General features: G+C 71.7%; 19 protein-coding genes. 3 read left to right on the forward strand and 16 right to left on the reverse strand.

What is annotated here, in order from left to right; genetic code table 11:
• Positions 1-90: 90 nt before the first annotated feature.
• The 4 genes from AC3CHW_RS11030 to AC3CHW_RS11045 all read right to left on the reverse strand — a co-directional run bounded on the left by AC3CHW_RS11030 (position 91) and on the right by AC3CHW_RS11045 (position 5438).
• Positions 91-3270 (reverse strand): SpoIIE family protein phosphatase, encoded by a 3180-nt coding sequence (locus tag AC3CHW_RS11030; RefSeq protein WP_488471018.1) that lies wholly within the window; start codon positions 3268-3270, stop codon positions 91-93.
• Positions 3271-3748: 478 nt separating this feature from the next.
• Positions 3749-4189, reverse strand: a complete 441-nt coding sequence (locus AC3CHW_RS11035) for an ATP-binding protein (RefSeq protein ID WP_398609395.1) — start codon at positions 4187-4189, stop codon at positions 3749-3751.
• 244 nt (positions 4190-4433) lie between these two features.
• Complete coding sequence (locus AC3CHW_RS11040; protein WP_187059813.1) at positions 4434-4838, reverse strand: NUDIX hydrolase; 405 nt, start codon at positions 4836-4838, stop codon at positions 4434-4436.
• Positions 4839-4913: 75 nt separating this feature from the next.
• The gene (locus AC3CHW_RS11045) at positions 4914-5438 is read right to left on the reverse strand and encodes a PadR family transcriptional regulator (RefSeq protein ID WP_488471019.1); all 525 of its coding nucleotides are present in this window, start codon (positions 5436-5438) and stop codon (positions 4914-4916) included.
• A 107-nt stretch (positions 5439-5545) separates the two neighbouring features.
• On the opposite strand from AC3CHW_RS11045, the gene AC3CHW_RS11050 reads away from it, so the two are divergent.
• Positions 5546-6973, forward strand: coding sequence for an MATE family efflux transporter (locus tag AC3CHW_RS11050; RefSeq protein ID WP_488470320.1), 1428 nt, complete (start codon positions 5546-5548; stop codon positions 6971-6973).
• Between the two features lie 335 nt (positions 6974-7308).
• Here the strand turns inward: AC3CHW_RS11050 and AC3CHW_RS11055 are convergent, their stop codons facing one another.
• The 6 genes from AC3CHW_RS11055 to AC3CHW_RS11080 form a co-directional block, all read right to left on the reverse strand.
• Positions 7309-7500 (reverse strand): SPOR domain-containing protein, encoded by a 192-nt coding sequence (locus tag AC3CHW_RS11055; RefSeq protein WP_176163852.1) that lies wholly within the window; start codon positions 7498-7500, stop codon positions 7309-7311.
• 317 nt (positions 7501-7817) lie between these two features.
• Positions 7818-8570: a GntR family transcriptional regulator gene (locus AC3CHW_RS11060; RefSeq protein ID WP_176163851.1), complete on the reverse strand. Its 753-nt coding sequence runs from the start codon at positions 8568-8570 to the stop codon at positions 7818-7820.
• Positions 8571-8799: 229 nt separating this feature from the next.
• Positions 8800-9366 (reverse strand): dienelactone hydrolase family protein, encoded by a 567-nt coding sequence (locus AC3CHW_RS11065; RefSeq protein ID WP_398609397.1) that lies wholly within the window; start codon positions 9364-9366, stop codon positions 8800-8802.
• 109 nt (positions 9367-9475) lie between these two features.
• The gene (locus AC3CHW_RS11070) at positions 9476-10558 is read right to left on the reverse strand and encodes a polyprenyl synthetase family protein (RefSeq protein ID WP_398609398.1); all 1083 of its coding nucleotides are present in this window, start codon (positions 10556-10558) and stop codon (positions 9476-9478) included.
• A 66-nt stretch (positions 10559-10624) separates the two neighbouring features.
• Positions 10625-11620 carry a 4-hydroxy-3-methylbut-2-enyl diphosphate reductase gene (locus AC3CHW_RS11075; RefSeq protein WP_359321895.1) on the reverse strand — a complete coding sequence of 332 codons (996 nt, stop codon included), beginning with the start codon at positions 11618-11620 and terminating at the stop codon, positions 10625-10627.
• Positions 11621-11889: 269 nt separating this feature from the next.
• Positions 11890-12843: a UbiA family prenyltransferase gene (locus tag AC3CHW_RS11080; RefSeq protein WP_459249618.1), complete on the reverse strand. Its 954-nt coding sequence runs from the start codon at positions 12841-12843 to the stop codon at positions 11890-11892.
• Positions 12844-13194: 351 nt separating this feature from the next.
• On the opposite strand from AC3CHW_RS11080, the gene dxs reads away from it, so the two are divergent.
• A complete protein-coding gene (gene dxs / locus AC3CHW_RS11085) occupies positions 13195-15114 on the forward strand; it encodes a 1-deoxy-D-xylulose-5-phosphate synthase (RefSeq protein ID WP_488470321.1) in 1920 nt (639 codons plus the stop codon).
• Positions 15111-16268, forward strand: a complete 1158-nt coding sequence (gene ispG / locus AC3CHW_RS11090) for a flavodoxin-dependent (E)-4-hydroxy-3-methylbut-2-enyl-diphosphate synthase (RefSeq protein WP_488470322.1) — start codon at positions 15111-15113, stop codon at positions 16266-16268. The genes dxs and ispG overlap by 4 nt, the downstream gene beginning before the upstream one ends.
• 293 nt (positions 16269-16561) lie before the next feature.
• Here the strand turns inward: ispG and AC3CHW_RS11095 are convergent, their stop codons facing one another.
• The 6 genes from AC3CHW_RS11095 to AC3CHW_RS11120 all read right to left on the reverse strand — a co-directional run bounded on the left by AC3CHW_RS11095 (position 16562) and on the right by AC3CHW_RS11120 (position 21577).
• A complete protein-coding gene (locus tag AC3CHW_RS11095) occupies positions 16562-17068 on the reverse strand; it encodes a carboxymuconolactone decarboxylase family protein (RefSeq protein WP_488470323.1) in 507 nt (168 codons plus the stop codon).
• 240 nt (positions 17069-17308) lie between these two features.
• The gene (locus AC3CHW_RS11100) at positions 17309-17713 is read right to left on the reverse strand and encodes a DUF8189 domain-containing protein (protein WP_398611683.1); all 405 of its coding nucleotides are present in this window, start codon (positions 17711-17713) and stop codon (positions 17309-17311) included.
• 229 nt (positions 17714-17942) lie between these two features.
• The gene (locus AC3CHW_RS11105) at positions 17943-19181 is read right to left on the reverse strand and encodes an RNA polymerase sigma factor (protein ID WP_488470324.1); all 1239 of its coding nucleotides are present in this window, start codon (positions 19179-19181) and stop codon (positions 17943-17945) included.
• Entirely contained in the window at positions 19178-19549 is a 372-nt protein-coding gene (locus AC3CHW_RS11110; protein ID WP_488470325.1) for a YciI family protein, read from the reverse strand. Before AC3CHW_RS11110 ends, AC3CHW_RS11105 begins: the two co-directional genes overlap by 4 nt.
• A 304-nt stretch (positions 19550-19853) precedes the next feature.
• Entirely contained in the window at positions 19854-20219 is a 366-nt protein-coding gene (locus AC3CHW_RS11115) for a hypothetical protein (protein ID WP_488470326.1), read from the reverse strand.
• The gene (locus AC3CHW_RS11120; protein WP_488470327.1) at positions 20216-21577 is read right to left on the reverse strand and encodes a helix-turn-helix transcriptional regulator; all 1362 of its coding nucleotides are present in this window, start codon (positions 21575-21577) and stop codon (positions 20216-20218) included. Before AC3CHW_RS11120 ends, AC3CHW_RS11115 begins: the two co-directional genes overlap by 4 nt.
• Positions 21578-21646: the final 69 nt, after the last annotated feature.

A 21646-nucleotide genomic window follows, 5' to 3' on the forward strand; every position in this document is an offset into this window, starting at 1 on the left:
TCGGCCCGCGCCCGTACGAGCGCTGAACTCCCGCTCGTACGAGCGCCCAACTCCCGCCCGTACGGGCCGACATGGCCGCGTGGCGCGGCCTCAGTACATGCTCAGCAGGGCCTCGGTGGGGTCCACGGCGCTCGTCTCGCCGCTCGGCAGGGCCAGTTCGAACCAGACGGTCTTGCCACGGGGCGTGCGCCGGCTGCCCCAGGCCGCGCTGAGCAGCCCGACCAACTGCAGGCCGCGCCCGCCCTCGTCCGTGTCGCGGGCCCGGCGGCGGCGCGGCTGCACCAGGCCGCCGTCCCACACCTCGCACACCAGGCCCCGGTCGAGCAGCAGCCGCACGCGTATCTCGCCGCCCTGCTTCGCCGGCGGCACGCCCAGCTCGCCGTACCGCAGGGCGTTCGTCACCAGCTCGCTGACCAGCAGCTCGGTCGTGTCCACCAGGGCCTCAAGGCCCCACTCGCGCAACTGCTGACAGGCCAGTTCGCGGGCCCGACCCACCGACCGCGGCTCGCGCGGCAGCCGCCAGTCGCCGACCGCGTGCGCGGGCAACCCCTGCATCCGCGCCATCAGCAGGGCCGTGTCGTCCTCGCCGTGGTGCGTGTCGAGGGCGTTCAGGACGTGGTCGCAGATGCCCTCCAGCGGGCTGGCGTCGTCCGCGGCGACGGGCGGGTCGGTCAGCGCGGCGCGCAGCGCCTCGATGCCCACGTCCAGGGAGTGGTCCCGCGACTCGACGAGCCCGTCCGTGTACAGCGCGAGCAGTGCCCCGTCCGGCAGCTCGAACTCCATCTCCTCGAAGGGTTCGCCGCCCACGCCGAGCGGCATCCCCGGCGGCAGCTCCACCAGTCGCGGCTGACCGCCCTGCGGGACGAGGACCGGCGGCAGGTGCCCGGCGTTCGCGATGGTGCAGCGCCGGGTGACCGGGTCGTAGACGGCGTACACGCAGGTCGCGAGGTAGATCTCGGACAGGTCGGAGTCGCCGGCCACGCCACGGGCCCCGGCCGACCTGCCACCACGGGCCGGGCCCTGGCGGCCCGCCGTGCGGGTGGAGGCGCGGGTGGTGCCGGGCGCGCCGAGGCCGTGCGCGATCTCGTCCAGGGCGGTCATCACCTCGGCCGGCTCCAGGTCGAGCATGGCCAGCGTGCGCACGGCGGTGCGCAGTTCGCCCATGGCAACGGCCGCGCGCAGGCCGCGCCCCATCACGTCGCCGACGACCAGCGCGGTGCGGTGCCCGGGCAGCTCTATGACGTCGTACCAGTCGCCGCCCACCTCGGTGGCCTCGCTGCCGGGCAGGTAGCGGCAGGCGATGTCGAGCCCGGCCGCCTCCGGGTCGCCCGGCGGCAGCAGGCTGCGCTGGAGGATCAGCGCGCGCTCGTGCTCGCGGCGGTAGAGGCGGGCGTTGTCGATGCAGACGGCGGCGCGGGCGGCGAGTTCGACGGCGAGCGCGGTGTCGCGCTCGCCAAACGGCTCGCTGCCCTTGGCGCGGGAGAACTGGACCAGGCCCACCACGGTGTCCCGGGCCACCATCGGCACCGCGAGCGTGGACTGGACGACCGCCCCGAGTTCGGGACCGGCGTCCGGGTCGGCGCCGCTGTCCCGGCCGGGGATGACGCGTACCTGCCCGGTGCTCAGGGCGGTGGCGCAGGGCGAGTGCGGCGGGTACCGGTGCGCCTCGCCGACCTGCACCGGCCGCCGGCCCGCCGCGCGCCGCGCCCGGTCGCCGAAGGAGGTGGCGCCGCCCGAGCCGGCCGGGCCGGGCGCGCCGGCGTGGCTCGCGGCGCCGGGTATGCCGAGGCCGATGGGGCCCGCCAGGTCGTCGGGCTCGGCCTCCGGGTAGCCGGAGAGCGCCACCGGGCCGTCGGAGACGGCGCTGGCGAAGGCGACCCGGCGCAGTGGCGCGCTGCCCTTGGCCGGCTCGCCGGTCCGCCCGCGCCCCGGCCTTGAGGGGCGGGTGGCGGCCCGCAGCTCCGGGACCGCCTCGTCGCCGGCGAGCAGGCCCTGGTAGAGGTCGACCGAGGCCAGGTCGCAGAACTGCGGCACGGCGACGGCCAGGAGTTCGCGGGCGGTGGTCTCCAGGTCGAGCGAGGTCCCGATGCGGGCCCCGGCCTCGTTCAGCAGGGCGAGGTTGCGCCGCACGCCGGCGGCCTCCTGCTCGGCGCGGCGCCGCCCGGTGATGTCGATGACCAGCCCGGCGACGCCGATCGGCCGCCCGGAGCCGCCGTGCAGCCGGTAGAACGAGACCTGCCAGCGGTGTCGCTCGGTCTCGCCGTACCGCGAGCCGACGATCTGCATCCCGGTGACCGGCGTCCCGGTCTCGATCACCCGGCGCAGCGAGGCGCTGAACCGGTCGGCCTCGGCGCGCGGCAGGAAGTCGTACGGGGTGCGCCCGCGGTGCCAGTCGACGGGGCGGCCGAACGCGCGGGCGAAGCACTCGTTGACCCGCATCAGGCGCAAATTCTTGTCCGCGAAGAAGAAGCCCAGCGGAGATTGACCGAAAACGGCCTGCGAGGCCGCGAGGTCGGTCTCGATCTGGCGCAGCGCGCTGACGTCCACCGCGATGCACAGCGCGGAGCGCTCGCCCATGTCGTTCCGGGTGGGCATCAGATAGATCTCAGCGAGCCCGTACGGCCCGTCGCCGAGCTCGTCGCGCGGGTCACGGCCGCCCACCCAGGTGCGGCCCGCGCCGCGCGCCACGGGCGGGTCCGGGCACTCGTCGGCGCCGCCCGCACCGCGCTGGCCGGGCACGGGGGGCGCCTCGGGGGCGCCGTACGGGCCGGGGGCGGAACGCGGCTCGGGGGCGGCGTGCGGGGCCGGGGCCGGGGCCGGGGCGTCGGATATCGGGCCGCCGGAGCCGGGGCCGCCGGGCGCGGGGGCCGGGCCGTCCGGCGGGGTGGTGGGGGTTCGCTGAGCGGTCGGGGCGGTGCCGGGAGGGGTGCTGGTGTGCTGGTCGGCGGGGGCGGGCTTGGGGCGCAGGTACGGTACGAGGCCGGTCCACTCCCGGCCGTCGAGCAGCTCGGCGACCTTGCGGTGGCCCTGCTCGCGCAGCTCGTGCGGGACGAAGACCTCCACCGGGTCGCGGCCTATCGCCTCGTGCGCCGGCACGCCGAGGAGTTCGGCCGCGCGCTCGCTCCACTGGTCCACGCGCCCGTCCGGGCCCAGCGAGAAGGAGGCCACCTGGACGTAGTCGTAGATGGAGCCCGGCGGACTGCCCTGCCACATCGGTGCCGACATCGGCGCGGTCTCCGTCCCGTCGGGCGTCCCCGCTCCCGCTGGCATGTCGCTCACTGCCCGTCTCCTCCGGCTCAGGTGCTAGGACCGGCCCAGAAGGCCGAGTATCCAGCACTCCAGCCAATCCCTGCACGGCCTTCACGATCACAGCACGGTCTCGACGCACTCTCGTGCGACGTGGCGATCGCGAACGCTCGACAAGCCGCCCCCGGGTCCAGCACGAACCCGTTCGGGCTTCAGCGGCCCCCCATCGGACCCACATCAGCCCCCGAGGGGCCATGGCGTGTCGGCCAGGCCCCCGTCGCCGCGAAGGGTCTCGCCGGCCGCTCATCGCGGCAGGCCAGGCCGCTTTCGCAGACCGCTGCTGCCTGACTCCTCACCAGGCAAGCCCGACTCTAACCAGACAGTTCAGGGGCGAGGCCAGCCCGGTGGGCTCATCTCCCGGCGCACGCGCCCCACGCGTTACTCCAGCGCCCATGCCCCCGGTCTTGACGCGCCGGCCCTCTTCGGCCCGCTTCCGGTGGGCTCACTCGGCGGCGGCGATGGTGAGTTCGAACCAGACGGTCTTGCCCACCGTGCCCCGCCGCGTCCCCCAGCGCCGGGACGCGCAGGCCACCAACTGGAGCCCGCGCCCGCCCTCGTCCTCGGGAGCGGCGGCGCGCTCCCGAGGCGGGTCCTCCACCGGGTCCGACACCTCAACCAACAGCGCCCGCCCGCCGGCGTCGGGCAGCGGCCGGAAGTACATGCGCACGCCGATCGGGCCGCTCGCGTACCGCAGCGAGTTGGTGACCAGCTCGCTGACCAGCAAGACCGTCACATCGCTCATCGCCTTCAGGCCCCAGTCCGCCAGCGCGTCCCGCACCAGCTCCCGGGCCTGGCGCACGGAGTCGGGCGCCGCGGGAAAGCTCCACTCGGCGAAGCCGGGCGTGGACGCCACGGCTCCTGCGCTGTCGTTCACGCCCACCACTTCCCCTGAACGCCGACGAGCCCCATCGAATTGTCCACGTTAGACGGGGTTAATCAGCACATACCCGATATTCGGGTAGGCCTATCGTCCGAGCGGCAGCACGGTGCCACATTCGGCCTACCGGGGCCCGCCCCGGCGGGTTGCTCCAGAGGTGACCGCCCGGGCGCCCGAACCCGTACGGCGAGGCCCGGCCGGCGCCCGGCCGAGACCCGGCTAAGGCGGGGGGCCCGAGTCGGGCGCGGCCCTACGTCAACTCGCCGCCGGCCCGGAGATCGTCGAAGAGAAGTTGGTCGACCGGCGGAACCAGCGGACGGTGCGCGTACGAGAACCAGGCCAGCTCCGCGATCTCGCTGCTCGCCGACAACGTCCCCCGGTACTCCGCCGTGTAGCAGCTCATCCGCACCACGGCACCGCCCGGCACCCCGGACGCCTCGGCCTCGTACGTGGCCACGTGCCGCGCGCTGGCCGCGTCCAGCACCACGGTCAACTCTTCCTCGATCTCCCGCAGCAGGGTCTCCAGGTCGCTCTCCGCCCCCTCCCGCTTGCCACCGGGGATGTAGAAGACGTCCTTGCCCCGGGGCCGGGCACAGAGAATCCTGCCGCCCTCCACCCGCACCCACGCCACCGTGTCGATCAGTTCCGCCGCCATCACTGCGCCTCCGCCATCGGCATCCGTCCCGCGTCAGCCTGGACCCTAACGAGCGGGGGCGGGGGCGGGCCGCGCTCAGTCCGTCAGGGACGCGATCGCCTCGGCCAGCCACGCCCGCTCGGCCTCGCTGGTGGCGCGGGCGACGCGGAGCATGCCCTGACGGAAGAGGTCCGGCGCGTCCTCGGCACTCACCGGCTCACCGTCGCGGTAGAAGAAGCTCGCCGGGGTATCGAGGAAGTCCTGCCGGCGACGGAGGACCGCGACCTGCTCCGCCCGATCCGGAAGGTGGCGCAGGAACGCGAGCAGCGTGAAGAAGCGCTGGCCATCGGTGATGTCGACGTCCTTGGGATGCCGGAGCCGGGCCCGCAGTTCCGCCCGTCCCGCTTCGGTGAGGGACAGGATGCGGCGCGGCGCGGCGCCGCTGCCGGGCTCCGTACGTTGCTCGACCAGCCCCGCCTTCACCAGTCGGGCGATGGCCGGGTAGAGCGCTCCGTCGCTGACCGGGCGCAGGTGGCCGCTGAGGCCACGGATGCGGGCCTTCAGCTCGTACCCGTGCAGGGGTTCTTCGTAGAGGAACCCCAACATCGACAGCTCCAGCACGCGCCGCACCCCTTCCCGCACCCATCCGAACCTTGCACGCCTCGAAGGAGCATGCTAACTCTTTTCGCTGTACCTCGATTCGAGGTACAGCGAAAAGAGGGGCGGCGATGAAGGCAGCCGAACACCGGCGCACGCTGGTGTCAGTGGCGTATCCGATCTACTGCGAACTCCTTTCGGGCGTCGTGGCCGGGATCATCAACATGGTCTGGGTGGCGCGACTGGGCGGGGCGGCCGTCGCCGCGGTGGCCGTCGCGACCAACGTCGAGAACCTGCTGCTCGGGGTGGCCCTCGCCGCCGGATCGGGCACGACCGTGCTGGTCGCCCGCGCCAGCGGGGCGGGCGATCCCGCGGGGCTGCGTGCCGCGGTACGCGGCGGCTGGGCCCTGTGGGCACTCATCACGCCGGTCGTCGCCGCTGGCGGATACCTGTGCCGCGAGCCGCTCGCCCAACTGGTGCTCGGCGGTGCCGACAGTGACGCGTTGGCCCTCGCCACCGACTACTTCTCGATCGCGCTGCCCGGCATCGCGGTGTTCTTCGCGACCAACGTCGTCGACGGCATCCTCAAAGGCACCGGCGACACCCGCACCCCGATGCGGCTCGCACTGCTCGCGAACGGGCTGATCCTCGCGCTGGACCCCTGGTTCATCCTCGGCTGCGACCTCGGGGTGCGGGGGGCCGCGATCGCCACGGTGCTCGGCCGCACAGCGGCGCTCATCTGCGGCTGCGTTGTCCTGCGCCGCAGCGGCACGCTCCGGTGGGCAGCCGACGCGCACGGGAGAGGGACGCCCACCCACGGCGCCGGGTCACTACGGCGCCGGGCTCGTTCCCTTGGTCGCGACGCCCGCCGAACGGCTGCGGTCGGGCTGCCCATGTCCGTCGACTTCGTCCTGCGGATGACGGGCGCGTTGGCCCTCGTGGCCGTCGTCGCCCGGCTCGGCGTCGCCGAGGCCGCCGGGTACGGGATCGCCACCAAGGCGACGTACGTCGCGACCATGGCGTTCTACGCGGTGCGCCAGAGCGCCGCCATTCACACCGCCCGCCTGCTCGGGGCGGGCCTCGACGAGCGCCGGGCCATCGGGCGGCAGGCGCTGCTGCTGGCCGGGGCGTTGGGAGCGGCGGCCTCGTTGACACTGCTCGTCGCCGCCCCCTGGATCATGCGGGCGTTCGGCGCCGAGGGCGTGGTCGCCGCGGCGGGAGCGCTCTGTCTACGTTGGCTCGGCCCCTACCTCACGCTGCTGGCCTGCTACATCGCGCTGGGTGGCGTCTTCGAAGGCAGCGGCGGCAGCTCCGCGCTCGCGCGCGTCACCGCCGTCGGGGTGACGCTCCAACTGGGGCTCGCGTACGGCCTGTCGGGGGCTGGGTTGCCCGGGGTCTGTTGCGCCATGGCGGCGTCCATGGCAGTGCAGTGCGTGGCCGTCGCCGGGAGATATCGGCGTACGGAACGCCCGGCGTTCGCGCGCCGTCGCCGTAGACGTCCGAAAACCCCCGCCACGGTGGCCGAGGACAGCACGCCCGACGGGCGAACCACGCCCTGACCCCCGGATCGGCCCCACGTCGCCGACCCGCTCCGCTCGGTCCGATGGTCCGCGATGGCTGGGTCGCGCGGCGCACCCACCCGCCGGCCGCGCTTCGCGGCGCGCAGCCGGCCTCGGGTCGCGCCGGCGCGACCGGTGGGCCCAGGTCGCCGGGGTCGCCCGGTCGCGGAGGTGCCGGGTTGCCCGGTCGCCGGCAGGGGGCGGCGGCTCGGTGAGGCGTGGGGTGAGGGTGAGGGTGAGGTCCCGTTACTGGCCTGCGCGCTCGGGGAGTCGCGCGGTACGGGGGGATGTGCCGTGGAACGGGGTGTGCCGTGGAACCGGGTGTGCGGGGTGGGTCAGGCGGTGCGTCGTGGCGCGGTGGAGCGCTCGACCACGTAGAGCTGGCAGGCGCCGCGCGCGTGGAGGCGGTCGGCCACCTGCTCGGCCTCCGTCTTGGTGGCGTACCGCCCGACGCGGTAGCGGTTGCCGTTGTCGTCCTGGCGGACGACCAACCACGGCAGCGTCGGCTCGGGGCCGCTGTCAGTCATCCCGCACCCCCTCGCTCGGCCGGTCATCCCCCGGCGTACGCCCTCGACATTCGTTCTGGGAAACCACGATCCGCATATGCCCGAGCCTACGCCCGACCCTTACGCAGCGGATACGGGTTCTCACCAAGAGGTACGCATCCGGCCACCCCGAGCCCGCGCCACGGGCGCGCGGGCGCGGCGAACGGCCCCGGACCAGCCGGCACACATCGGCACATCCGATGCGATAGCGAGCGGGGCCCGGGGCCGTGCCGGCGGGGTGGGACGGTGGTGGGCGGTGCCGGGGCGCGGGGGCGGCGGGTGTCGGGGCGGACGGCCGGTCAGCGGACCGGCAGGTGGTAGGCGACGCGGTAACGGTCGGCGGAGGTCACCACGTCGGCGGTCTCGACGGGCCGGCCCCCCGCGTAGTACGTACGCGAGATGACCAGAACCGCGTGGCCGGGGACGCCGCCGAGGGCGTGCGTCTCCTCGGCGAGGCCGGGGCGCGCGGAGACCTCCTCCACGACGTTGTCCACCACCAGGTCGATGGCCGCCATCCGGTCCACCACGCCGCGCCCGGCCAGCGGGCCCTCCTCGGGCAGCAGCACCGGTGTGCGGCCCGTGATGGACAGCGGCTCCCAGGACGTGGAGAGCATGGCGGGCTCGTTGAAGGCGCGGAACACGTAGCGCGTGCGCATCACGCGCTCGCCGGGCTCGATGAGCAGCCGGGCGGCGATGTCCGAGGTGGCCTCCTCCTGCATGCTGCTCGCGTCCCAGGTGCCGGGCACGGTCTCGTCGGCCTGCTCCTGGCGGAAGGGTGTGCAGTCGGCCACCGTGCGGTACCCGGTGCGGATCAGGCGGCGCGGAACGGGGCGCTCACGGACGTACGTGCCGGAGCCGGAGCGGCCCTCGACCAGGCCCTCGGCCATCAGCACCTTGCGCGCCTCCAGGGCGACCGTGTCGGAGACCCCGTACTCCTCGCGGATGCGGGCCTGCGAGGGCAGGCGGGTGCGCGGCGGCAGATCACCGGTGACGATCTTCTGCCGGAGCTCACCGGCCACGCGGAGATAAGCGGGCTGCTCGCCAAAGGCCACGGCCCCTCCAGATTCAACAGGTCCCAGCGGGTTAACGGACCGCATCAGCTTGGCAACCGTGCGAGAACACGGGCAACCTTTGGGCTGCGAATCACCCGATGTGATGCATTGCTGGTCAGGAATGGACTATTCCCGTGCGTTTCCGCTAGTTACGGGCTCGGGGCGCCCTCCGTACGCGCGGCCCGGCCCGGCCGCTCACCGCCCTGCCGCCCTCCCCGTTCGCCGCCCGCTACAGCGACGCGAGGAAGTCCAGCACCCGGCGCCAGGTCAGCTCGGTCGCCTCGGGGTCGTGGTCGGGGAGGTCGGGGTCGGTGTAGAAGTGGCCGGCGCCCGGGTAGCGGAAGACCTCCAGCGCGACGCCGGCCGCGTGCGCCGCGTGGCGCAGGGCCGTCACGCGCTCCGGCGGCGCGAACGCGTCCGGGTCCGCGGCGTGCAACTGCGCCCGCAGCCCGGGGCGGGCGGCGGCGGGCAGCTCGGCGGCGGCGTGCAGAAGCAGCACGCCCGCCGTGGCGGGGCGCTCGGGCCAGAGGTCGCCGACGACGCCGGTGCCCATGGACACGCCGGCCAGCACCGTCTCCTCCGGCAGCCCCACCAGGGCCCGCCGCGCCCGCTCGACCACCGCGTCCCAGCCGACCCGGTCGAGCAGCCCGAACCCCTCGTCGAGGGTGGTGGCCACCGCGCCGGCGTACAGGTCCGGCGCGACGACCTCGTGCCCGGCCCGGCGAAGCCGCTCGGCGGCGCCGAGTTCGACGGGGCGTAGACCGAGCACGGAGTGGAACAGCGCGATGGTGGCCATGGGACATCATGCTCCGCGATCGGGGGCTGGGGACGGGGCCCGGGGGTCGGAGCCGGGGGTCGGGCTCAAGCGACCTCAGCGATCTCGGTGGCCTCGGGCCTCGGCGACCTCAGTGGTCGCGGTAGGCGGCCTGGTGGGCCATGGTGGACAGTTCCGCCGCCCACTCCGGGCTGATGTCCGCGGCCCGTACCGCCTCGCAGGCCACCTTGACGCGTTCCTCGATGACGGCCTCGACCCGGTCCCGGATGCCCGTCGCGACCAGCGTCGCGTACAGCTCGTCCGGGTCGGTGCCCGCCAGGTCGTCGCCGACCAGGTCGCTGACCGCGGGCTCGTCGCGCAGCGCGAAGGACATCAGCAGCGTCATCTTGTGCTGGCGGAAGTCGAGTTGGCTGGGCTTGCCGGTGGCGTCGGTGTCGCCGAAGGCGTCCAGCAGGTCGTCGCGGAACTGGAACGCCTCGCCAACCGCGAGGCCGTACTCCTCGAACGCGGCCAGCGTCCCCTCGCTGCCACCGGCGAGCAACCCGCCGAGGGACAGGGGTCGCGAGATGGTGTACCGGCCGGACTTGAACAGGGCGATGTGGCGGGCCAGTTCGGGGTCGGGGCTGAACCGGGCCGCTGCCCTGATGTCCAGGTACTGCCCCGCCATCAGCTCCGTGCACAGCTCGCCCCACACGCCGCGCACCCGCGGTGGCGCCCCGGCCGCGAGCCGGTTGGCGTACGTCAGGGCCAGGTCGCCGGCGAGCACGGCGACGCCCTCGCCGTAGCGCCGCGGCTCGCCGCGCCAGCCCTCGCGCCGGTGCAGTTCGGCATGGGCCACGTGCGCGGTGGGCTTGTTGCGACGCAGCTCGGACGCGTCCATCACGTCGTCGTGCAGCAGCGCGAAGGTGTGCAGCGCCTCCAGGGCCGCGGCCACGTCCACGACCTCGGGCGCGGCCGGGTCGCCGCCGGCGGCCAGGTAGCCGGCCGCGCAGAAGGCGGGCCGCAGCCGCTTGCCGCCGCTGAAGACCACCTCGGCGATGGCGTCCACCAGGGCGACCGAGTCGGGGTTGGCGGCGTGCCACTCGCGGCGCTCGGCGGCGAGCAGGTCCTCCAGCCGGCCCTGCACCCCGCCCAGCAGCCGCCCCAGTTCGGCGCGCTCTGCGGTCGGGTCATCGGCCGTGGCCACGGGGGTCTTCGACACGGTTCCGGTCACGGCGTCTCCCTGCTAACGGGGCGAACGGGGTGGGTTCGTCGGGCGGTACGGCGACCTGGCGGCGTCCTACCGCGCGGGCTTGGTGCCGGCGTGTGCGAACAGACTGCCGGGGATCGAGAACACCACGTCCTCGGTGGTCGTGGTCACGCTGCCGATGTCCCCGTAGCCCAACTCCGTCAGGCGTGTCACCAGTTCCTGCACCAGCACCTCGGGGGCGCTGGCCCCGGCGGTGACGCCCACGGATTCCACGCCCTCAAGCCACCGCTCGTCCAGCTTGGAGACGTCGTTGACCAGGTAGGACCGGGTGCCCTGGCGGATGGCGACCTCGACCATGCGCACCGAGTTGCTGGAGTTGTCGGAGCCGACGACGAGGACCAGGTCGGACTGGGCCGCGATGTCCTTGACCGCGTTCTGCCGGTTCTGGCTCGCGTAGCAGATGTCGTCGCTGCCGGGGCCCTTGATGTCGGGGAAGCGGCGGGTCAGCTCGTCGATGATGTCCTTGGTCTCGTCCAGCGAGAGCGTGGTCTGGGTGAGGTAGGACAGGTTGGTGCCGGGCTCGAACTCCAGGCGCCGCGCGTCCTCCACGGTCTCCACCACGATCGTGTCCTCGGGCGCCTCGCCGACCGTGCCCTCGACCTCCTCGTGGTTGGCGTGGCCGATCAGCAGGATCTTGTTGCCGGCGCCCGACGAGCGGATGGCCGCCTGGTGGACCTTGGACACCAGCGGGCAGGTCGCGTCGATCACCTTGAGTTCACGGTCGACCGCGTTTCCGCGGACCGCCGGCGACACGCCGTGCGCGGAAAACACACAGATCGAGCCTTCCGGAACCTCGTCTTCGGAATCGACGAAAATCGCGCCCTGCTTCTCGAGTTCACTTACGACATGCTGGTTGTGCACGATCTGCTTACGTACGTAAACGGGGGCCCCATACAGTTCCAGGGCCTTCTCCACCATGCCGATCGCGCGTTCCACGCCGGCGCAGAATCCTCGCGGCTCGGCCATGATGATTCGCTTCCGCCGCTGCTGCGGGGATGTGAGCGTGGTGTCACTTACCGAAGGCATCGACTGCTCCCTGCAGGCATCGAGGACATCGAACGGGTAGCGCACGACTTGAAAAGCCTGACGCTCTCAATTCTTGGTCTCCGACGTGTGTGAGCGATATAGCAGACTCCTGTCACGAACAATTGCCGCGCAGGTCAGGCGGCCTTTGTGAACGCCGACCACACGGCCGCCGCGCCCCCACGGCGGGGTGCGTCGGCGCGCGGGCCGGCCCCGTCCTGGGCCCGGCCCGCGCGCCGACGGCGCGAGCACTCCGCCGCGCGCCGCGCGGTTCAGCCCGCGTGGACGTACAGCAGATTGCCTACACATAGCAGCACCGCGCCCAGCCGGTGGATCTGAATGCCCAGCATGCGGGCAGCCAGCGGGTTGCCGCGCACCACGCCGGCGCGCAACTGCGCCCCGCGCAGCACGAAGACCGGCGCGAGCAGCAACAGGAACCACACGGGCACGGCGTCCACGGCGATGGCCACGACCGTGGAGACCAGACCGATCGAGGCGACCGCGACGAGGAAGGCGTGGTAGCCGGCCGCGCTGGTCATGGTGGCCACGTTGACCCGGCCGACCTTGCGGTCCCCCTCCAGGTCGTTCATGTTCGAGTACGCGGCGACCTGGAGCGCCCACGCGCCGAACAGAATGGTCTCCAACACGATCAACCCACTGACCTCACCGGTCAGCAGCGCGTAGGGCATCAGCACCACCATGCCGGTGGTGCCGATCATCAGCACCTCCTGGCCGCCGCGGTAGCTGAGCTTGAGGCCGTACGAGTACTGCACCGCGCTGGCGGCGACCACCAGCAGCAGCACCAGGAGCCACCCGGGCTTGTGCGGCGCGACCGCCGCCGCGGCGGCCCAGCAGGCGGCGCCCACCAGGACCGAGCCCCAGCCGAAGACCTGGGCCTGGCGCACCGTGAGGGCGCCGGACAGCAGGGGCTTGCGGGCCAGGTCACGGAGTTGCCCGGTCTCGGGCGTGTAGTTCTCGGCGTCGCTGCCGTCGCGCAGCCCGGTCAGGTCGTCGAAGGTGACCGTCGCGGCGAAGATCGCCACCTGGCCTATGAGGAAGAACAGCAGGGTCGCCCCCGTCGACGCCTCCCACAGCAGCGGGCCCGGCAGCGCGCACCAGACGATCAGCACGCACAGGTCATAGTCGAAAAAAGCGAACTTACCCAGTTTGACGTAGGCGTTAAAACGCCCGCTCCGCCGTACCGGATTAGTGGTGTCTACCGCCATCAGAAGTGTCCCCCCGTTCGAAGATGCGGGGGCTCTCTCCCATGGCCGACCTGGCGGCGCGCACCTTCTGGGTTCCGTCGCGGCCACGGCCGCTCGTCCAGATTCCAAGGGATTGTCACGCTAGGAAGTACAGGAACCTGCTGGCCATAGCAATTCAGTGCGCGCTGAGTGGCGCCACAGGCAATCAATTGCCATACGCATACGTCCCCCGCCGGCCGTAGCGTGGGCGCCGCACCAGGGTCTCACCGTACCCTCTCCTCCTCAGCCTCGACGAACTCCCTGACCGTGGTCGCCGTTCCACGGAATTTCGCGCGGGCAGCGTCGCCCACGCGCCAGTAATGGAGGTGCATTTTGAGTTCTCGCTCGCAGACCGGGGCAAGCGGCACGCCGCTCCTCGACCGGATCAGCGGCCCCGCGGACGTCCGCGGCCTCGCCGCGCACCAGCTGCCCGCCCTGGCCAGCGAGATCAGGGAGTTCCTGGTGGAGGCCGTGTCCAGGACCGGCGGCCACCTCGGGCCCAACCTGGGCGTGGTCGAGCTGACCATCGCCCTGCACCGGGTCTTCGACTCGCCCCGCGACCGGCTGCTCTGGGACACCGGCCACCAGGCGTACGTGCACAAACTGCTCACCGGCCGCAAGGACTTCGAGCGACTGCGCAGCCGCGGCGGCCTCTCCGGCTACCCCTCGCAGGAGGAGTCCGACCACGACATCATCGAGAACTCGCACGCCTCGACCGCCCTCTCCTACGCGGACGGCTTCGCCAAGGCGCACCAACTGCGCGGGCTGACCGACCGGCACGTGGTCGCGATCATCGGGGACGGGGCGCTCACCGGCGGCATGGCCTGGGAGGCGCTCAACAACATCTCCGCCACCAAGGACCTGCCGCTGGTCATCGTCGTCAACGACAACGGCCGCTCCTACGCGCCCACCCGCGGCGGCCTCGCCGAGCACCTGACGACGCTGCGCACCACCCAGGGTTACGAGCGCTTCCTGGAGTGGGGCAAGGACCGGCTGCGCGGCACGCCCGTCATCGGCGGCCCGCTGCTCGACACCCTGCACGGAGCCAAGAAGGGCCTCAAGGACGTCGTCGCCCCGCAGGGCCTCTTCGAGGATCTCGGCCTCAAGTACGTCGGCCCGGTCGACGGCCACGACACCGCGCAGGTCGAGTCGGCGCTGCGCCGGGCCCGCACCTTCGGCGGACCGGTGATCGTGCACTGCATCACCCAGAAGGGCAAGGGCCACGCCCCGGCCGAACAGCACGAGCTGGACCAGTTCCACGCCATCGGCGCGGTCTCCGCCAAGAAGAAGCCGTCCGGTCCTTCGTGGACGTCGGTGTTCTCGGAGGAGATGGTCAGGCTCGGTGGTGAGCGGGAGGACATCGTCGGCATCACGGCCGCGATGCTGCAACCGGTGGGGCTGGAGGCGTTCGCCAAGGCGTACCCGAAGCGGGTCTTCGACGTCGGGATCGCGGAGCAGCACGCGGTGACGTCGGCCGCCGGGCTGGCCCTTGGCGGGGTGCACCCGGTGGTGGCCGTCTACGCGACGTTCCTGAACCGGGCCTTCGACCAGGTGCTGATGGACGTCGCCCTGCATGGGTGTGGGGTGACGTTCGCGTTGGACCGCGCGGGTGCGACGGGCAACGACGGGCCGTCGCACAACGGCATGTGGGACATGTCGATCTTGCAGGTGGTGCCGGGGTTGCGGGTGGCGGCGCCGCGGGACGGGGCGCGGTTGCGGGCGTTGTTGCGGGAGGCGGTGGAGGTGGAGGACGCGCCGACGGTGGTGCGTTATCCCAAGGGTGCGGTGGGTGCGGACATCGAGCCGGTGGCGTCGGTGGGTGGGTTGGATGTGCTGACGCGGGCGCGGGGTGTGTCGCGGGTGTTGTTGGTGTCGGTGGGGGCGATGGCCCAGGTGTCGTTGGAGGCGGCGGCGTTGTTGGCGGAGCGTGGGGTGGGGGTGACGGTGGTCGACCCGCGGTGGGTGAAGCCGGTGAACTCGGCGTTGGTGGGGTTGGCGGCCGAGCACGAGCTGGTGGCCACGGTGGAGGACAACGGCCGCGTCGGCGGCGTCGGCTCCGCCATCACCCAAGCCCTCCGCGACGCCCGGGTGACGACCCCGGTACGCGAGTTCGCCCTGACCCAGAAGTTCTTCGAGCATGGCAGTAGGAACGAGTTGCTGGACGAGGCCGGCCTGACCGCCGACAACATCGCCCAGACAGTCCACGAATCGCTGGCCGCGGCCGGCGCCCACCATCTTCAGGATGTCTCATGACCGCTGTATCCCTTGGCCTGCCGTCCGTTCCGACCAAGCTTGCTGACCGTAGGGTGAGCCGCCAGATCCAGGTGGGCTCGGTGCCTGTCGGGGGTGATGCCCCGGTGTCCGTGCAGTCGATGACGACGACGTTGACCGCGGATGTGAACGCGACGTTGCAGCAGATCGCGGAGTTGACGGCGTCGGGTTGCCAGATCGTGCGGGTGGCGTGTCCGTCGCAGGATGACGCGGAGGCGTTGCCGGCGATCGCGAAGAAGTCGCAGATCCCGGTGATCGCTGATATTCACTTCCAGCCGAAGTACGTGTTCGCGGCGATTGATGCCGGGTGTGCGGCGGTGCGGGTGAATCCGGGGAACATCCGGCAGTTCGATGACAAGGTGAAGGAGATCGCGAAGGCGGCCTCGGATGCGGGGGTGCCGATTCGGATCGGGGTCAACGCGGGGTCGTTGGACAAGCGGTTGTTGGCGAAGTACGGCAAGGCCACGCCGGAGGCGTTGGTGGAGTCGGCGTTGTGGGAGTGCTCGTTGTTCGAGGAGCACGGGTTTCGGGACATCAAGATCTCGGTGAAGCACAACGACCCGGTGGTGATGGTCAACGCCTACCGCCAGTTGGCGGCGCGGTGTGACTATCCGTTGCATCTGGGTGTGACGGAGGCGGGTCCGGCGTTCCAGGGGACGATCAAGTCGGCTGTGGCGTTTGGTGCGTTGTTGGCGGAGGGGATCGGGGACACGATCCGGGTGTCGTTGTCGGCGCCGCCGGCGGAGGAGGTCAAGGTCGGTCTCCAGATTCTGGAGTCGTTGAACTTGAAGCCGCGTCGGTTGGAGATCGTGTCGTGTCCGTCGTGTGGGCGGGCGCAGGTGGATGTGTACAAGCTGGCTGATGAGGTGACGGCTGGGCTTGAGGGGATGGAGGTGCCGCTGCGGGTGGCGGTGATGGGGTGTGTGGTCAATGGTCCTGGTGAGGCGCGTGAGGCGGATCTGGGTGTGGCTTCGGGGAACGGGAAGGGGCAGATCTTCGTGAAGGGTGAGGTCATCAAGACCGTGCCGGAGTCGAAGATCGTGGAGACCCTGATCGACGAGGCCATGAAGATCGCCGAAGAGATGGAGAAGGCCGGCGTCGCCTCCGGCGAACCGCAGATCAGCGTGGCGGGCTAAGCGCCCCGGGCGGAGGGGCGGTCACGCTGCGGCGTGACCGCCCTTCGCGTGTGCGGGGGCGGCCCCGTGCGGTGGGCGGGGCCGAGCCCGTGCGGTGGGCGGGGGCGCGCCGGCGGTCGTGGGCGCGTACGGCCGCGCGTACGCGTACGCCCATGGCCTCGCGTACGCCCATGACCTCGCGGACGTGCACAACCTCCGGTAGGCCCATGGCCTCGCGTACGGAGCGGGCGGGGCCGAGCCCGGCCCGAGCCGTGCCCGGCTCGGGCCCCGGCTCGGGCCCCGCCCGGGTGGCCTCACTTCCAGGGGTCGGTGAAGGACCGGCCGGGGACCGGCTTGGCGACCAGCGCGACCGAGATGAAGAAGCTGACCTGGCCGATCGCGAACATCAGGGTGGCCAGCGCCTTGGGCTCGTAGTACTCGGCCACCTGCGCGTACAGCTCGTCCGGGACCCGCTCGCCCGCCGCGGCCGGCCGGAGCACGGCCTCCACGAGGGCCAGCGCGGCCCGCTCGGCGGCGGAGAAGTACGGCGAGTCCTGCCAGGACGCCACCGACGTGATCCGCTCCTCCGACACCCCCGCCTTGCGCAGGAAACCCGTGTGCAGAACGGTCAGATAGCTGCTGCCCACGATCTGACCCGCGCGGAGATGCACCAGGCTGATCGTGGAGCGCGGGACCGAGCCGTTGCCGACGACCTTGAACAGCGCCGCCGACACCTCCGCCAGCTCGGGGACCAGCTCCGAGGGGTCCTCGGTCATCCGCGGGGCCATCGGAACCTCTGCCGTGATCAAGCGTGCGTTCATCGTCGTCTCCTTCGGTGCTGGCTTGTTGCCTTCACCGACCTGACGGATCGCGACAGCCGCGTGTGACAGCCTGGCGCGGATTTTTTGACGGAGCAGTCTGACCGGGGTGCTGACCACCTCGCCGGTACCGGTGGTCGGCGCGGCGACCATCAGGGCGTGATGGCACGCGGGCGCGCGCGGCCGGGGGTCCGGCCGCGCGCGCCCTTGCGGTGCTTCGTCCGGCGTGCGCCGGCGTGTGGGTCAGTTGCAGCCGGAGCCGCGCTCCCACCCGGACCAGTCACCCGCCGGGTAGCTGTAGCGCACGCGCTCCCACAGCTTGCCGTCGGTGCCGGTGACCGAGATGAAGAACGTGTCGTGCGGCAGGCGGCAGATCTCGACCCCGCTGCGGGCGGCCCCGCCCATGGAGGACCAGGAGTTCCACTTGCCGGAGGTGTCGGTCCAGCGCGTCCACACGGCGTAGTCCGTGCCGATCGCGAACTCCTGCTTGACCCCGTTGTCGAAGGTGTACTTGGCGACGCCGTACTCGCAGATGACGCGGCCACCGCCCACGTTGCACACGTCCGCCTGCGCGGGCGACGCCGCCACGGCCAGGCCGGCCACGGCCGCAGCGGTGACGAGTACGGCCTTCGTTCTCCTGAGCTTCATACCTGTTCGCTTCCTCCGGTGGTGCGCCGGCGCACCACCGGAGGCGCACCCGTACGCGAGCATCGGCCGGCCCCTCCCGAGGGCCGGCCCCCTTGCACGCCGAGGCTGCCAGCGAGCGCTCACGCTTTGCTAACGCGACGCTGCCGGAGCGGGGAGCACGGCCGGCCCCCGGTGGCGGGCCTGAACGGTCCGGCACGTCGCGACGGCGCGCCCGCAGCCTGACGCCCCTTCACGACACCTCATCCCGATGCCCCCTCGGCGGCCTCACCCGGCTGGCCCGAAGCTCCAGGTAGCGCTGTTCGGCGAGGCTGGCGGTGGCCTTCGCGGCGCGTCGGTAGTGCGCGTACGCGCCGGCCGTGTCGCCGGTCCGCTCCAGCAGGTGGGCCCGTACGGAGAGCAGTCGGTGGTGCCCGGCCATCCGGTCGTCGCCGTCCAGGGTGGCGAGCAGGGACAGGCCGGCCGCCGGGCCCTCGGTCTCGGCGAGCGCGATCGCCCGGTTGAGGGTGACCATCGGGTTGGGCGCGACGCGTTCCAGGATCAGGTAGAGGGCGTGCACCTGTGCCCAGTCGGTCTCCTTGGCCGTGGCCGCGTCGGCGTGCGTGGCGGCGATGGCGGCCTGCAACGCGTACGGGCCAAGCGCCGGACCGGCCAGCGCCGCCTTGACCAGTGCGGTGCCCTCGTCGATCAGCGCGCGGTCCCACACCGTACGGTCCTGCTCGTCCAGCGGCACCAGGTCGCCGGCCGCCGTGGTGCGGGCGTCGCGGCGGGCGTGGGTCAGCAGCATCAGCGCGAGCAGCCCGGTCACCTCGCCGTCCTCGGGTAGCCGCGCGTGCGCCATCCGGGTCAGCCGGATCGCCTCGTGCGCGAGGTCGGGGCGGTGGAGCCTGCTGCCGGAGGAGGCGGTGTACCCCTCGTTGAAGATCAGGTACAGAACGTGCAGGACGACCCGCAGCCGCTCCCGAAGCTCCGCACCGCGCGGCAGGGCGAACGAGCTGCCGGCCGCCCTGATCCGCTGCTTGGCCCGGCTGATCCTGGCCCCCATCGTGGCCTCCGGCACCAGGAACGCGCGGGCGATCTCGGCGGTGGTCAGGCCGCCGACCGCGCGCAGGGTCAGCGCCGTCTGGGAGGCGGGGGTCAGCGTCGGATGGCAGCACAGGAACAACAGGACCAGCGTGTCGTCGGTGTCCGGCGGCTCGGCGGGCGCGACCTCGTTGGCCAGCGCGGCCTCCCGTTCACGGCGGGCGTGGTCGCTGCGTATCCGGTCGATGAGCCGGCGGGAGGCGACCGTCACCAGCCAGCCGCGGGGGTTGTCCGGCACGCCCTCGGTCGGCCACTGCACGGCGGCGGCGATGACCGCCTCCTGCACCGCGTCCTCACAGTCCTCGAACTGCCCATACCGCCGTACCAACGTGGTGAGGACCCGCGGCGTCAGCGCGCGCAGCAGGTCCTCCACGACGAGTGTGGTCATGCCTCCAATGGTCCGTCAGCGAACATCACCTGCCGCACCTCGATGCCCAGGCCCTCGATCGCGGCGTCCGGAATCCGCGCGGCCAGCTCGATCGCCCGGTCCCTGTCCTCGCAGTCGACCAGGTAGAAGCCGCCCAGGTGCTCCTTGGCCTCCAGGAACGGGCCGTCGGTGACCACCGGCTGGCCGTCGCGCACGCTCACCACGGCGGCCTGGGACGGGTCGACGAGGGCCTGCGTGGTGATCAACTCGCCGGACCGCTTCAGCGCCTCGATGAACTCTCCGTGTCCCTCGCCGATCGCCGCCTTCTCCGCGTCGGTCAGCGCGTCCAGCACGGCCGGGTTGATGTACATGCTGATCACGAACTGCATCGCGTACTCCTCGTGGTGCGCGGCCCCCGGCGGGGGCCCTTCGACCGGTTGGTCGGAGCCACCGCTCCCGTCTTGACACCCGCCGCCGAAAATCTGGCACGCAATTTCGGCGGGGGCGCGGCCGGGGTCGCCCCGTGGCCGGCGGGGCGGGGACGGCGGCTGGCCGCGTGTGACAGTGGCTGGCCCGGCTGAGACGCGGATCGCCTCTTTCTCTGCCACCGGTGAGGACCAGGGCCGGAAAGGGCCCGACATGGAACAAGTTCAGCGGAGCGCCGCGCGCCACCGACGGCATGGCCGCGGCAGGCTAACCGCTCATGTGCTCCTCGATGGCGTCGAAGATGTCGGCGTCGGTTTCCCGCTGCCAGGCTGGCAGGTCGGCGTAGTCCGCGACGTATCCCGGCTTGGGATTCTCCATGCGGTGGTAGATCTGGGCGATCCAGCACGTGGCGACGTAGCGGCCCCGCTGTTCGCGGGTGAGCCTGCGCGTCGCGCCGCCACTGATCTCGATGAAGTGGCGCACCTGCTCGAACACGGCCCCGGCGGCAGCGCGTTCCCACTCCGGGGTGTCGTCCCAGGCAGCGATGTAACCGGGCTTCGGCTCGCCTGGGTAGTGCCGGATTACGCCAGCGATCCACGCCTGGCGAAAGACCCTGCCAGCTTCGGTGGTCATGAGGCTCCCCCTCGGCTCTGTGGAGCGGTGGTGTGCAGTTCGTCGATACGGGCGTTGAGATCGCGGACCCGCGGATCAGCCAGGAAAGGCGTGAGGGTCGGTTTGAGAGTGCGTAGCCGGCACGCCGTGTAGCTCGACGCATTGCGTTGGGCGAGCGTGAGCGCCTGTCGAGCACAGTCCACTACCTGGTCGACATCGCGTCGCTGTGCACCCACCATGGCGAGATCCGCCAGCACACTACTCTGACGTCGAGTCGAAAGCTTTTCCCGCAAGACTTCACTGAGCGCGGACTCCGCCAGGTCGAAACGTCGGAGCCGGACGTAGCACGTACCACGCTGCTCGGCCAACCGGGAGCCGTCGAAGCGCAGCCAACCCCCGTTGCGTGAGGCGCCATTCAACGTACGCACCTCCGTGGCTCGGTCCAGGGCGCGCTTGCAGGAGTCCACATCTCCTGCCGCGGCATAGGCTTCTGCCTGCACGGCAGCCACCCAGTAGCGCGTGGACAAGTTGCTGTCGCCACGTTGAGCAAGAGCCGCGGCCTGGTCGAGAAGTTGCACAGCCCTGCCGGAGTCATGGTCCCCGTACAACCTGATGAAGGCGTACCGAGTGAGTGCGCACGCCCAGAGGTCTGGGTGGTCAACCTCCCTCGCGGCACTGGCGGCGAGCGTGTAGCAATGCGCCGCATCGGTGTATCTGCCGCAGTCGAAGAGAACTTCACCAGCTAGCTGAAACAGTTCGGCAGCGTCGCCGCACAGTTGGCGGCGCACGATGTCAGAACCAGCGCCGTCCAGCGCGGATGTGAGCTCCTCAATCTGAGCGTGAACGAGTGGGAAAAGGGAGCTTCTTGACTGCGCTCGTGCGTACAGCCGCCACAAGTGGTCATTCATCGACTGATACATGCGTCTACCACCAGACGCCTTCCCGAGAGGGTTCACATCGGAAAGCGTCGTGGCCATGGTCACCATCTGGAGGAAATCGCGGCGTATCACGTCGTCAAGGTCACCGCCCTTTGTCTGCACTACCAGCGTCTCCGTGATCGCATTCCGTTGCAGTAGTGCGTCTAACTCCAGAAGCGTCACCTTGAGCAGGCTCGCCAGTCTGGGCAAGAGGAAAGGGCGAGGGTCGTTCTCTCCACGTTCCCATCTACCGATGGAGGTGCGATCCACACCGAGCGCGTCGGCCAGGGACTCCTGACTGTAGCCACACGCCCGCCTCTGGCGCGCGAACCGGTCTCGCCTGACCTTCACAGCCAGCCTCCTGTCCGTGACGTAATCGCAGCTCACAGTAGTCGATGCGGTGTGTGCGCCGCATGAATGCGTCGACTTCGCCGTGGTCCGCTCCGCCGCTCGGCCGTTCACTGGTGACAGCCGACGGCCAGCGACCAGCCGGCGGCTACCAGGAGGCGGGGCCCGCCTGATGACCCCCTA

The organism is Streptomyces sp. MGP-BFMKR1 (assembly GCF_057766585.1).

Bases quoted from the DNA above. Each gene is read 5' to 3' on its own strand.
- AC3CHW_RS11100 (WP_398611683.1), bottom strand. From the start codon at position 17,713: ATGAAGCTCAGGAGAACGAAGGCCGTACTCGTCACCGCTGCGGCCGTG.
- AC3CHW_RS11095 (WP_488470323.1), bottom strand. From the start codon at position 17,068: ATGAACGCACGCTTGATCACGGCAGAGGTTCCGATGGCCCCGCGGATG.
- AC3CHW_RS11110 (WP_488470325.1), bottom strand. From the start codon at position 19,549: ATGCAGTTCGTGATCAGCATGTACATCAACCCGGCCGTGCTGGACGCG.
- AC3CHW_RS11040 (WP_187059813.1), bottom strand. From the start codon at position 4,838: ATGGCGGCGGAACTGATCGACACGGTGGCGTGGGTGCGGGTGGAGGGC.
- AC3CHW_RS11075 (WP_359321895.1), bottom strand. From the start codon at position 11,620: ATGCCTTCGGTAAGTGACACCACGCTCACATCCCCGCAGCAGCGGCGG.
- AC3CHW_RS11030 (WP_488471018.1), bottom strand. From the start codon at position 3,270: ATGCCAGCGGGAGCGGGGACGCCCGACGGGACGGAGACCGCGCCGATG.
- AC3CHW_RS11080 (WP_459249618.1), bottom strand. From the start codon at position 12,843: ATGGCGGTAGACACCACTAATCCGGTACGGCGGAGCGGGCGTTTTAAC.
- AC3CHW_RS11115 (WP_488470326.1), bottom strand. From the start codon at position 20,219: ATGACCACCGAAGCTGGCAGGGTCTTTCGCCAGGCGTGGATCGCTGGC.
- AC3CHW_RS11065 (WP_398609397.1), bottom strand. From the start codon at position 9,366: ATGGCCACCATCGCGCTGTTCCACTCCGTGCTCGGTCTACGCCCCGTC.
- AC3CHW_RS11055 (WP_176163852.1), bottom strand. From the start codon at position 7,500: ATGACTGACAGCGGCCCCGAGCCGACGCTGCCGTGGTTGGTCGTCCGC.
- AC3CHW_RS11050 (WP_488470320.1), top strand. From the start codon at position 5,546: ATGAAGGCAGCCGAACACCGGCGCACGCTGGTGTCAGTGGCGTATCCG.
- ispG (WP_488470322.1), top strand. From the start codon at position 15,111: ATGACCGCTGTATCCCTTGGCCTGCCGTCCGTTCCGACCAAGCTTGCT.
- AC3CHW_RS11105 (WP_488470324.1), bottom strand. From the start codon at position 19,181: ATGACCACACTCGTCGTGGAGGACCTGCTGCGCGCGCTGACGCCGCGG.